A 12,360-nucleotide genomic window follows, 5' to 3' on the forward strand; every position below is an offset into this window, starting at 1 on the left:
AAGCTATTCTAGATTATTCTATTTAATTAGTGTTTTATGCTAATTAATTATGGTCGGGGTAGCCAGATTTGAACTGACGACCACACGCCCCCCAGACGTGTGCGCTACCGGGCTGCGCTATACCCCGGAACACTGATAAGTAAGCAGTATTTGAGTTTCAGAGGGATTATTAATAAGTACAAATTCCTTTAATTCATCAAATGGTTCACTAAATGTTAAATTATTATAACAATAGTAACCTTTTAAAACCAGTGGAACCATTAAAAGATTATTGATATTTTTGTTTAAGTAAATCCAATATAATAGATAAATGAATAATGATAATTATCCGCATTCAGAAGTTACAGACCAAATCATAAAAGCAAGCTATTATGTTGCTACCGGTTATAAGTTTAAAAAGTTAGAAATAGAATCATCTATACTTCATGATAAGTTTAAAGAAGATATTTGTATTCTTTTAAATGAGAGAAGTGTTCATTGTGTTGCTGAAGAATTTTTTCCTAAACCCTTACGAGAGGCAGTTTTTAAGGGTAAAAAGATAAGACATTTTGCTGATTTAATGGTTCAATCCAAGGTATTGGTTGAGATAAAAGTTGGCAGTGAAAATTATTTATTTGAAGATAGGGCATTCCAATCCTTTCAGGGTCAATGTCTAGAAACCTTAGAATATTCTGGTTTAGACATAATTCTACTATTAAGAATGGAGAACAATGGCGAATTTAAGGTTAATCTGAAGAAGTTTAAATTATAAATGGATTAATTTTTTTACGAATGAATATAGTAAAAGAATAGCTTATTTTTTGTATTGTATTATTATCAGTGTTCTGCGCTATACCCCGGAACACTGATAAGTAATCCTTACTTGAGTTTCAGAGGGATTATTAATAAATATAATTTCCTCTAATTCATCAAATGGTTCACTAAATGTTAAATTATTATAACAAATGGGGTGTTATTGAACCAGTTGAAGAATTATTCTTTTGTTAGACTAATGATTTGTTCTTCAAAGTCTGGATATTTTTCTAACAGAGATGCTCGTTTCCCATGTTCGTAATCCTGAAACTCAAAAGATGGAGCAACCGTTGTTCCAAGTAGGGCAAATTCCCCGCCTTTTTTAAGCTTCATTCCTTGCCAAGTATGTTTATCTACAACAACTTGAACTTGTTGTTCATTTAAAACATCTTGTCCAAGCGTTATCAGTTTTCCCTTTCCGTCTGGGTATAGCTGAATCATTTCACAGGGGTCTCCCAGATAAAAGTGGAATATTTCAGCTGATTGTAATCTGTGAATATGGGAGAAGGTTGTTGGTGTTAGTAGATAATAAATGCAAGTAGAATATGCTCTTTCGCTCATGTATCTGATGGGGAGTGCTTCTTTATCAATTATTTCAGTTGATCTGTATGTTTCTTTATAGAATCCACCTTCATCAGGATGTGGGATGAGTTTTAGTTCAGTAATTACTTGTTCGGCTGTTAGCATTTTTTTCTCCTTAGTTATTTATATAAAAGGCTTCTTTTGTATTATGTAATTTTTGCATGCCTTTGTTGAATGCCAGTGAGTATTGCTTCACAAATTTTTGCTTTAATTTCATTTTTTTCTGCCATGTAATAAAAATTATTTTTTTGAATGGCTCTTATGTCCCAGGTGTTTCCAATTTTTATTGCCATTTTTTTGTCTATATCCTTATAAACATCTGTTGAAACTAAGTCATAAAAAGGAGCCAAAGAAAAACTGAGCTCATTATGTAATATTGAAAAGTTTTTTGCAGGAGCATCACAGTTCCCAATTATTCCCTTATGGGAATAGGATACCATGAAATAAAGAAAAAATAAGAAATTATTCCCGAACGTTAATTTTTATTAAAAAATACAGCTACTATAGTCTATCTTTGCTTACAATGACGAAGCGTAATAATGAAAATATAAAAAATATTAAAGGTACTAAAACAAAATAAAAATCAGCTCCACTGACCCAATAGAAAATTGAAAGAAGGAAGGTAGTAATGATAATTGGAATTTCCTTAAAATTTTTATTGAACAAAATAATGAGAGTTTCAATTATAGCGAAGGCAACAAACAGATAGAAATTGATTTGAAAAACAAAGATAAATACTAGTAGCATGGTACTTTTATTCATAATCGGCTTCCAGACAGGAAAAATATGTCCTAATGTAAACCCAATTACCCAAGTTAAGGAGCTTAATCCTAATAGGTAGTAAAAAATAAATAGTTTTACTGCATCAATAGCTAAGTAAGCCCATTGCCAACTAAATGCTGGATAATAACTAATGGTTAACCCTTTTTTAGGAATAACCATTGTTTTTTTCTTGAAAGTAGTTAGATTTTCAGCAAAATAATATATCCCGGGAATAGAGCCTACGAGATATCCTATTAACAGGTAAACTAAAAACATTATTATGCGTCTAGGTTAAACCCTGTATGTAACAATTGAACAGCTTTCTGTGTGTCTTTTTGGTCGATAATGCAAGAAACCTTTATTTCTGAAGTTGTTATTAAGTCGATATTGATATTGTTATCTCCTAAAATAGAGAACATTTTAGCTGCAACTCCTGGACTAGACACCATTCCAACCCCAACGATAGATACCTTGGACACAAGGACTTTAGAGTCTACATTTTTAGCTCCAACCTTCTTTGCGAACGCCTTTGTTAGTTCCAAACCTCTTGCATATTCGTCTTGAGGGATAGTAAAAGCAATATCGTTTTGTGCATTTTTTTGGTTGCTTTGAACAATCATGTCTACGTTAATTTTTGCAACTGCTAGTTCAGAAAATAATTTTCCCGCAATTCCTGGTTCGTCTGATAGCCCCGTGATCGCTATCTTGGAAGTGTTTTCATCATACGTAATACCTGTAACCGGATTCTTTATTTCCATTCTTGAAACCTCCTTAACTATTGTGCCTTCATTAAAATTGTAACTGTTACGAACTACTAGTACAACACCATAGGCTTTTGCTCCTTCAACTGCTCTTGGATGTAGCACTTGTGTTCCAAGACTAGCTAGTTCTAACATTTCATCATAATCTATGACATCATGTTTTTTTGCATTTTTTATCAGATTAGGATTAGCTGTATAAACACCATCAACATCAGTGTATATTTCACAGAAATCTGCCTTTAAGGCTGCGGCGATGGTAACGGCTGATGTATCAGACCCACCTCGCCCGATAGTAGTAATGTCGTCATCACTGTTTATTCCTTGAAACCCATTTACTATAACAATTTTATTGTTTTGTAGTTCAGAAAGGATTCTGGCTGGCTTAACGTCAAGTATTTTAGCTTTATTGTGGGAAGATTCAGTATAAACACCAGCTTGCCATCCTGTCAGGGAAATAGCTTCATGGTTTTTTTTGATTAAAGTCATCGCAAGCAAGGATGAGGAAATAGATTCCCCAGTCGCTAGTAGTGCGTCATATTCTCTGCCTGCTGGACAGGGGTCGATTTGTTTCGCAAGACTAATTAAGTCATCCGTAAAGTCACCCATGGCTGAAACAATTACAACTACTTTGTAGCCTTTTTCTTTATTGGCTATTATTCTGTCAGCAACTTTTTGTATTTTTTCTACACTTCCAACGCTTGTTCCACCATATTTTTGAACTATAATTTTCAAAGAATTTCCTCCTTTTCGATGATGTAATAGTTTACAATGACAGTTGTGTTGTGTCTATTTAAAACTTATCTTCGATGTAGACTTTTAGCGGAGGGAAACCATTAAAGCAGACGGAACAATAGCTATAGGTATAAGCACCTGTAGTTAGAATAAATACTCTGTCTTGTTCTTTCAGGCTATCGGCAAGAGTGTATTTGAAATCTTCATACATAATGTCTGCGCTATCGCAAGTTGGCCCTGCAATGATTACATCACTAATTTTTTTGGAGTTAGCATGTTTTTCTGTAAAGATGGGAAATTTAATAGACTCATCAATTGTTTCGATTAAACCATTAAATTTTCCTACGTCCAAAAACACCCATCTGTATGTGTCTAACTTTGTTTTTTTTGTTACCATAACTACTTCTGACACCATTACGCCAGAGTCAGCAACAATTGATCGTCCGGGTTCTATTATTATTTCAGGAAGACCTTCAGGGAAGTCTTCTTCTAGGAATCTAGTTATTTCATCAGCATAGACTTCCAGCGACTGTGTTGGTTGTACATAGTTGGCAGGGAATCCGCCACCCATATTGATCATTTTTAGTTCTATGCCATCTTTTTTCAGTGCATCAAATAAATATTTGCACTTGGCTATAGCGTTATCCCATTGCCCAATTTCCCTTTGTTGTGAGCCAACATGGAAAGAAAGTCCATAAGGAATAAGTCCAAGTTTTTTTGCTTTCTTTGCTAATTTATAGGCAGTATCCGGATAAACTCCGAATTTTTTAGAAAGAGGCCAGTCGGCATCTCCGCCAGAGGAAAGTAGTCTAAAGAAAACCTTAGATTCTGGGGCTGCTCTGGATATTTTCAGTAAATCAACGATAGAGTCAGTTGCGTACATTCTTATCCCTTTTTCATAGGCATAGGCAATGTCTTCTTCTTTTTTAATTGTATTCCCAAAACTTATACGGTCAGGAGAGACTCCAAGCTCAAGTAATTGATCTAGTTCATAAATAGTTGCAGTATCAAAATTTGAGCCTCTTTTTGCTAACAGTTTTAAGACTTTTTCATCAGGGTTTGCTTTTACTGCATAGTATATTTTTGCGTAAGGGAGATTTTTTTTTAAATCATCATAATTTTGAGCTACTTTTTCAAGGCTTACAATCAGAAATGGTGTTTGTTTACCAACAGAAAATTTCTTTATTCCGTTTAGTTCTTTTTTAGAAAGATAATCATGAATTCCTCTGTGTTCCATCTGTGCCTCACTCTCATTTTTTATTTAGACAAAGGATAATAACAACCTTTAGGGTATATTGCAAACGATATTATTTAATGATAATTTGCTAGGTCAGGGAGAAGCGGTTATAGCCCGATTTTTGCATCTTGGTGCAATTGCTAACGTAATCATTAGCGGAGTAAAATTTTTACTGAGGAGTTTGTAAAACAAGTTAATATTTTTTGGATTTTTCTTTTAAGAGAGGATGTAGTTACTTATTTCTACAAGTAAATTTTCTTCGTTTTTTGAACTGAGTTTTATTTTAATGTTTTGAAGGTTTTCTTTTAAAAGTAGCACCTTTTTGTCATCCGATAATATTTCGATTATTTTTTTACAGATACTTTGAGTATCAAAGTTTTGCATATATTCGGGCACTATTTCTTTTCCAGAAAGGATATTTGTTAAAGAGTAGTAGTCATATTTAAATTTTTTTCTTAGATAATGATTAATAATTAAGAAAGAAACAGGGTTGAATTTATAGAAAACAATATGAGGTGTGCCCATCAGTAAACATTCTAGTGTAATTGTTCCAGAAGTAACTAAGGCAAATTCGCTTTCAGCAAGTGTTTCGTAAGTTTTTCCAGTTCTAATCGTTACATAGCTCTCCATCCCTTGAGTTTTTTGTTGGATGGTAGCAAGGTAATGTGTATTTGGAAGGTTAATAATAAATTTCTTCTTATTGTCTGTATTATGTAGTTCTTTCATAATTTTTATCATTTCTGGGAAACAATAGGTGATTTCTTGCTTTCTCGAACCAGGGAAAACAGCGATTGTGTTTTTTTGTTGCTCAACTTGAACATTAGCATCAGTAATTATCTGTGTTAGTGGATGCCCAAAAAACCGTACGTTTTTTGTGTATTGTTTGTAAGCGTCATATTCTTCTTGAAAAATAGTGACTATTTTGTCAGTAATTGTGGTTATTTTTTTTACTCCTTTTTCTGAGCCCCAAACCCATTCTTGAGGAGGAATATAATAGACGACATGAATGCCCATTTCTTTGGCTTTTTTAGCTAATATTGTGTTAAATCCTTGGAAATCAATGCAAAGCAGGAGGTCAATGTGCTGTTGTTTAAGAATTTTTATAAGTTTATTTTTTAATAAGTATAACATTGGAATATTTTTGAGTGTTTCTAGAAAACCAATGGTTGATTTTTTGGTTATATCTTTAATGATTACTGCCCCAGCATCCTTTAGGTGGTCGCTTCCAATAGCGAAGGCTTTAAGCTCAGGGGAAAGCTGTTTTAAATGTTTTAGTAGATAACCACCATGCATGTCTCCAGAAACTTCACCAGTAAGGATTAAGACCCTTTTGTATTTTTCGTAGTCCATGAAGATTTATGATTCAGTTTCAGAGGAGTCTTTGTTTCCTCTTTTCATGATGCCACTTTTAGATTCTGCCTGAAGGAAAGAGATTAGATGATTAACTTCTGTTGAGTTGATTTTTAGTTCGTTTTTAATTTTTTCGATTGCTTGACTGGTATTCATGTTCGAACGGAATAAAGCTTTATACGCTTCTTTCATGTCACGTTGGTTTTGTTTTGAAACGTCGTTTCTTTCTAGTCCAATTATGTTCATGCTACGGATGCAAGCAGGGTTACCTTCAACAAGCATGTAGGGAGGAACATCTTGGTTAACTTTAGAATATCCACCAACCATTGCCATTGTACCAATTCTACAGAATTGCGTTATCCCAGCCATTCCGCCAATAATTGCCCTGTTTTCTATTTGTACATGGCCAGCAACCTGAACAGCATTAGACATTACAATATCGTTACCTAGCACACAATCATGTCCGATATGAACCATGGTTAGCAATAAGCAATTATCACCAATTTTTGTTGCACCATTTTGGATAGTAGCTCGGTTAATTGTTACATATTCTCGGATGTCACAATTTTTACCAATAGTTACATAGCTTTTATCAGTTTTGTTGAATTTTTTGTCCTGAGTAGAGTTGCCAATAATCGCCCCATAGTGGACATGTGTATTTTCGCCAATTGTTGTCCATTGTTCAACAACTACATTAGCTTCAATTGTTACATTGTTTTTAAGGATGACACCTTCACCAATGTAAGCATGCGGTCCTATTTTTACATCTTTTCCTAAGACTGCATTTGGGTGAATTTTGGCAGTTGGGTCAATGAGTGTTTCTAGTAGAGAACTTACTAAGGAGAAGGTCATTTCTGTTTCTGCAACTAAGTTACCATCGACAAAGGCTTTCCCGCTAGTTTTTGCAATTGGTCCTTTTATTTTTTTTATTTCAACTTCAAATCTTATTTGGTCACCTGGAGTTACTGGTCGTTTAAACCTTGCGTCACTAATAGCTGCAAAGTAGGCTATTTTGCCTTTTGTTGAAGGAGTATTTAATAAAACGATGCCAGAGAGCTGAGCCATCGCTTCAATGATTAGTACGCCAGGCATAATAGGGTGACCAGGAAAATGACCCTGAAAGAAGGCTTCATTGATAGTTATGTTTTTTATTCCTACAGCTCTATTTTCTGTAGCTTCTAAAACTCGATCTATTAGTAAGAAGGGGTATCTGTGAGGTAGAATATCCATGATTTCGTTAATGTTTAAGGTCATTGTTACTTCCTTTTTTCGAAGATCAGTTGTATTTTAACAGAAATAGCTTGAGGTGATAAGCCGTCTATTTTCAGGTTAATTATTTCCATTGGCAAGGGTAACTCATTTAGCTGATTAAGAAACAAAGACAAATCTTTTTTAGCTGAAATGAACTCTATATAAACAGGGATTAGTTCGGTTAGTTCAGTATTAATAAATTTTTCAGAAGAAAGCTTAGTGAGTTGGAAGCTTCTAGGCATTTCTTTAACGATATTTTTATTTATTAAGGAAAGAATATTACCTCGATAAGAAAGTTTTTTTTCCAGATTTTTTTCTATTTTTTCCAAATTTTCTTTTTTGATGATTGCTTCGGTTATTTTCTTATTCATTTCCTCTAATTCTTTTCTGTAATTATTGGTTAAGGCTTGATATGTTTCTTTTTTCTTTATTTTAGGGTACAGAGTTGTTTGCATTAGTAGGATAGAAAACAAGACTAGAAACACCCAGAGTAAATATTTCTTTTCTTCGGGCAAGAAAAAATTGTTGGTTTTCTTCATAATTGAACCTCAATAATAAAACGAATAGGCTCGCTAGGCCTAATGCTCTTTAATAGAATTTTTTGGTCTGGAAGGTGCTCGCTGAGCAGTTGAATGTAGGCGGTAATGTTTTTTTCTTTATTAGTTTTTCCGTTAAGCAGTATTCTTTGGTCTTTAACTTGAATAGATGTATTCTGAAGCCCAATATTATTTGGAAGGTGTTGAAAAATTTGCTGAAGAATAATAGTTATTGTTTGATTCTCTTTTTCGCGTTTAGCTACTTCTGTTTGTAGTTTTTCTAGTTGTTTTGTTTTATATAAGGACTCAGACATATCAATATATTGGCTTTTAGTTGCTGTAACCAATTCTTTGATCCCATAGAGAGTTGTTTTTGCCTTTTCAGCATCAGCAGAAATTTGGATATTAAGATAGAAACCAATACAAAGAATAGCTATTAAGGATAAGGCAAATTTAATTATTTCTTTTTGCATGATTGTAAGTACAATGCTTTTATTTTCTGAAAATGTTTTTTTAGGAATATAGGTGATGAATATTTGCATATTTTGCACAAGTTCTAGTGCCTTATTTGCCATAATGAGCAATCTTTTGTTTAGGAGAGGGCTTGTCATGTCTGGTGTAGATGTTTTTTCTGGTAGAGAAGTGTATTGGCAGGGGATGGAGAGTTTATTGGATATTAGTGTTGCTAAGTCGGAGTGCTTTAATTGGTTGGCAATTATGTAGCAAGAATTGATGGTTAGTTTATGATTAGAACAAATAAATTGAATCTCTTTTTGTAAGTCAGAGAGAGTGTCATTAATAAGTAATCTTGTGTTAAATCCGAGTTCTTTATCAAAGGCTAGCTTGAGGTTTAACTTATTATTTATTTGGTTATCAGAAAGCCCATCTTCTTTTAAGCATAACTTAAGATTTTCGGTGGAGAAGGGCAGTGAGGAGATGGCCTTTAGTTCTTTTCCAGTCTTAATGATTATATTGGTTTGGGTTTCAGTTACATGGATAATCAGTGGCGCGTCACGGAGTTCCTCGCTATCAATAATAGATAAGTTTAAACAGTAGTTGGCAGGTATCCATTGAATAATTTTTTTAGGAATAATTTTAGAGACTTTTTTAGAGATAGCTTTATATAATTTAAGAGGAATAATTAGAACAGCAAGCAGATATTCTATCTTTTCATCATGTGTTTCGGAGATGATTTTATATTTTATAACAGTATCTTTTGTTGATATATAGTGATTTTCTAGTTGGTTTATGAGCGATTCATTAAAGTTGTCTGTAGCCCCCATATTAAGACTGATGAAAGTTGTTTTAATGGTAGATGTTTCTGGAATAACTATTATTCTGTCTATCTTTTCTTTGCTTGATTTGATTAAGGCGGATAATGTTGTTGAAATGTTTTGTTGGGTTGTTATGCTGGTTTGCAGTATTGAATTTTCATAATTGATTAGAAGACAAAGTGTTTCCTTGTCTGTTAGATGAATAACTAAATGATTAGACATAGATCCCCCAATCTTATTTGAATTATAGCGTTTAGTAATGTGATTGTCATTGATAGTTACTTTTGCTTGATCAAAAGTAACCAAAAATCAAGAGTGCTCCAACTCGCTGCGTGACTTTTGGGTAATTCTTGTCGCACCTATTGATTGGTCGGAAAATATTTTATTAAAAGAGATATTCAACTGATAATTTAACTGTAGTTGTATTGTTATTATTAAGTATAGTTAATTTATTTAAAAAATCGTTTTGTTTGTAAATCAGTTCAGCTGTTATATAGTCTTTTTGAAACTTATTTTGATAGGACAACCGTCCTTTTAGATTTTTAGCTAGATTTTGGTTTAATCCTACTTTTCCTGTTGGTGAAAATTGCAAGTTATTATTGGCTAGAGGTGATTCATTTATGTCGTCATAGTTTGTAAGATTAATGCCAATCAATCCATAAAAAATACCACTATTAATTGAATTTAACCCGTATCCAAAAGTAAATTCTTGGTTTGTGATAAAAGATTGTTGATATGCGATAGTACTTTTTATCCCCCATGAAAATGAATTTAGGACTGAATTGAATTGGGTAATACTTGTTAGATCCATTAAGTCTAATACATAGAGAGGTTTTATGTTTTTATAAACATATACTTTAGTTCCCAGACATCTAACACTTGTGTGTTCAATTTTATCAAATTGAACAAATTCCGAGAAATAAATTGGATTAAATTTAAACTCATAATTATTTTCGAATAAATGAGAGAAGCCAATAGATTGAGATTGAATTTTATTTACATTTTCACTTTTTTGATCGGTTGGCCTGATGTTGAAAACTTGTAAATCATTTAGTTTTTTGTACGCAGTAATTCTATTAAATCTGATAGTGTCTGATAAATTGCTGTGATTATTAATTACATATTCTGAAATTATAATAAATGTTTTCAATACTTCAATGTCAGGTGAGTGTTCGTTTATTTTTTCAAAGAAAAGTTGTATAACTTTTATTTTTTGTTTGTTAGACAAGCTGTTGAAAAGACGATTAAATATTCTTGTATTGGCTATTCTAATTGCCTCGTTTTCTAATAAAGATGATTTATATAAATCATTAATGATTTGAGAAGGCATAACGTATGCTCTTTTTGTAACGATATCATTGTCAAGGATAACATTTAATAGTTTTCCAATAAAAGAAGCACAGTTTTGATCTAAAAAATAATAGTAAAAAAAACAATTTTTTAATTCTAAATAATGTAGTTGTAAATTCTTAATTTGTTCTTCAGATAATATTAAATCATAATAAGTAATATCCCTTGCTTCTACATAATTATATTTTTTGATTTCTTTGTAATAAGGTTCTTTTATAAAAGAACCTTTGTATTGACCACTAAGACCTTTGAATATGTAATTAATTGTTCGATCCCCATCGGTATCGGCAACATAATGGAGAATATCACTATCAAGTGTTCCTTTGTCAGTTTTGAGGACTAAGTATAAATGTCCAAACATTGATGCTGGATTGCTCATATAGCTACTAGGAAAAGCAATTATGACACTGCTTACATTATTTGATATAGAGATAGTTGGGTCGTATTTAATATTGTTTTGCAGGGCTATGTACTTATAACGTAAGGGAAAGTTTGATTTAAATTGTAAATCTTGATTTTGAACTAGTTTTAATGAAGCTTCATATTCTTTTTTCGGATCAGTTTTCCCTTGTGGTGTAATAAAAAAAACATTATTTTCGACTAGACTCGTATAATCTGAGCCAGTTTTTTCATAGTAAAGTAGATTCAACCATTTTCGACTATAACAAAAATCCTCTGAAAAAAGAAAAGAGATGTTTATTAGTAATAAAATTAAAATGCAAAACTTAGTCATCTGCAAAATAATAATTACTAACAGCAATGGTTTTTTTATTGAGTAATAACATATATTTTACTGGATTAGATTCATTTATTAATTCTTCATTAGTTAATGTTTGAAAGAATATTGAAGTGGATACACCGGTTGCTTCGTTAAGGATATTAGCTAATTGACGAATATAAGGTTTTTCGGTTTCGTAACCATCAGCAATAAGATTATCATAATTAAATAAAGCAAATGATTTTATTTCGTCTGAAATTTTGGTTGGGAGTTTAGTATTCGCTAGAGAAATAATGGGTAGAAGCAATATTAAAAAAACAAATTGCTTCATACCCATTGTTTTATTTATAGTTTATTCATCTCGACGTAATATTGATTTGGTGAGTATTGCATGTTGTTTTTTGTAGAAAGACTATCAGTCGAAGAGCCCCAAACTCCGCCAATTATGAAGTTAAGCCAAAACACAGGGGCCATAGTTTTTTGCAAGACTACTGTGGTATCAGAGTATCCAGCTTTTTTAAATGTAAATATTTTATCTTCGCCATCTCTTAGAACTTTATAAGTAAAATCAGTGTTTGTCTTTTTCCCAATCATTTTCCCGTTCAAGTAGACATCTACGTCATTCACATTAGATGCAAATAGTATAGGATCACCACCTACAGGTGCCGTAAGTGTTGCAAAACCAAATATAGTGGTATTCATACAAGCAAGGATTCCAATTAGTAATATAATTTTCTTCATTTTATCTCCTTTAGTTCTTTGTTATTTTAATAAGTTAATAAAAATACCTCCAATCTTTTATATTAGATGCACAACGTATATCTATATTTTAAATTATATAAATAATATAACAATAATTTTTTTGTTTTTGTAGGTGATTTGTATGAATTGTTAGCCCAAAGTGATAATGTCACCCCTGAGCAAAGTAGAAATGTCACCCTTGGTATACAATAACCTTCTTTTGAATATAAATAAAAAGGAGGAATAAAGATGACAGGAGGCGTTACATTGAGTA

13 protein-coding genes and 1 tRNA gene are annotated in these 12,360 nt (G+C 32.4%); 1 reads left to right on the plus strand and 13 read right to left on the minus strand.

What is annotated here, in order from left to right; all coding sequences use genetic code 11:
• Positions 1-50: 50 nt before the first annotated feature.
• Positions 51-127, minus strand: a tRNA-Pro gene (locus PHF25_06650).
• 183 nt (positions 128-310) lie between these two features.
• Between PHF25_06650 and PHF25_06655 the strand changes: the two genes are divergently transcribed.
• Entirely contained in the window at positions 311-751 is a 441-nt protein-coding gene (locus tag PHF25_06655; GenBank protein ID MDD4527694.1) for a hypothetical protein, read from the plus strand.
• 221 nt (positions 752-972) lie between these two features.
• On the opposite strand, the gene PHF25_06660 is transcribed toward PHF25_06655, so the two are convergent.
• The 12 genes from PHF25_06660 to PHF25_06715 form a co-directional block, all read right to left on the minus strand.
• The gene (locus PHF25_06660; protein ID MDD4527695.1) at positions 973-1,479 is read right to left on the minus strand and encodes a cupin domain-containing protein; all 507 of its coding nucleotides are present in this window, start codon (positions 1,477-1,479) and stop codon (positions 973-975) included.
• A gap of 41 nt (positions 1,480-1,520) precedes the next feature.
• Positions 1,521-1,814 carry a HipA domain-containing protein gene (locus PHF25_06665; GenBank protein ID MDD4527696.1) on the minus strand — a complete coding sequence of 98 codons (294 nt, stop codon included), beginning with the start codon at positions 1,812-1,814 and terminating at the stop codon, positions 1,521-1,523.
• A gap of 61 nt (positions 1,815-1,875) precedes the next feature.
• On the minus strand, positions 1,876-2,412 hold the full coding sequence (locus PHF25_06670) for a hypothetical protein (GenBank protein MDD4527697.1): 537 nt from the start codon (positions 2,410-2,412) through the stop codon (positions 1,876-1,878).
• 2 nt (positions 2,413-2,414) lie between these two features.
• Complete coding sequence (locus tag PHF25_06675; protein MDD4527698.1) at positions 2,415-3,629, minus strand: aspartate kinase; 1,215 nt, start codon at positions 3,627-3,629, stop codon at positions 2,415-2,417.
• A gap of 58 nt (positions 3,630-3,687) precedes the next feature.
• Positions 3,688-4,866 (minus strand): type III PLP-dependent enzyme, encoded by a 1,179-nt coding sequence (locus tag PHF25_06680; protein MDD4527699.1) that lies wholly within the window; start codon positions 4,864-4,866, stop codon positions 3,688-3,690.
• Between the two features lie 216 nt (positions 4,867-5,082).
• Entirely contained in the window at positions 5,083-6,216 is a 1,134-nt protein-coding gene (gene lpxB, locus PHF25_06685; GenBank protein ID MDD4527700.1) for a lipid-A-disaccharide synthase, read from the minus strand.
• A 6-nt stretch (positions 6,217-6,222) separates the two neighbouring features.
• Positions 6,223-7,470: an acyl-ACP--UDP-N-acetylglucosamine O-acyltransferase gene (gene lpxA / locus PHF25_06690; GenBank protein ID MDD4527701.1), complete on the minus strand. Its 1,248-nt coding sequence runs from the start codon at positions 7,468-7,470 to the stop codon at positions 6,223-6,225.
• Between the two features lie 2 nt (positions 7,471-7,472).
• Complete coding sequence (locus tag PHF25_06695; protein MDD4527702.1) at positions 7,473-8,006, minus strand: hypothetical protein; 534 nt, start codon at positions 8,004-8,006, stop codon at positions 7,473-7,475.
• Positions 8,003-9,499 carry a hypothetical protein gene (locus tag PHF25_06700; GenBank protein ID MDD4527703.1) on the minus strand — a complete coding sequence of 499 codons (1,497 nt, stop codon included), beginning with the start codon at positions 9,497-9,499 and terminating at the stop codon, positions 8,003-8,005. Before PHF25_06700 ends, PHF25_06695 begins: the two co-directional genes overlap by 4 nt.
• A 163-nt stretch (positions 9,500-9,662) precedes the next feature.
• Positions 9,663-11,360 carry a DUF4105 domain-containing protein gene (locus PHF25_06705; GenBank protein ID MDD4527704.1) on the minus strand — a complete coding sequence of 566 codons (1,698 nt, stop codon included), beginning with the start codon at positions 11,358-11,360 and terminating at the stop codon, positions 9,663-9,665.
• Positions 11,353-11,682, minus strand: coding sequence for a hypothetical protein (locus PHF25_06710; protein ID MDD4527705.1), 330 nt, complete (start codon positions 11,680-11,682; stop codon positions 11,353-11,355). Before PHF25_06710 ends, PHF25_06705 begins: the two co-directional genes overlap by 8 nt.
• Positions 11,683-11,690: 8 nt before the next feature.
• Entirely contained in the window at positions 11,691-12,086 is a 396-nt protein-coding gene (locus PHF25_06715) for a hypothetical protein (GenBank protein ID MDD4527706.1), read from the minus strand.
• Positions 12,087-12,360 lie beyond the last annotated feature (274 nt).

Source organism: Candidatus Margulisiibacteriota bacterium, assembly GCA_028706105.1.
Lineage (GTDB): Bacteria > Margulisbacteria > Riflemargulisbacteria > GWF2-35-9 > DYQY01 > DYQY01.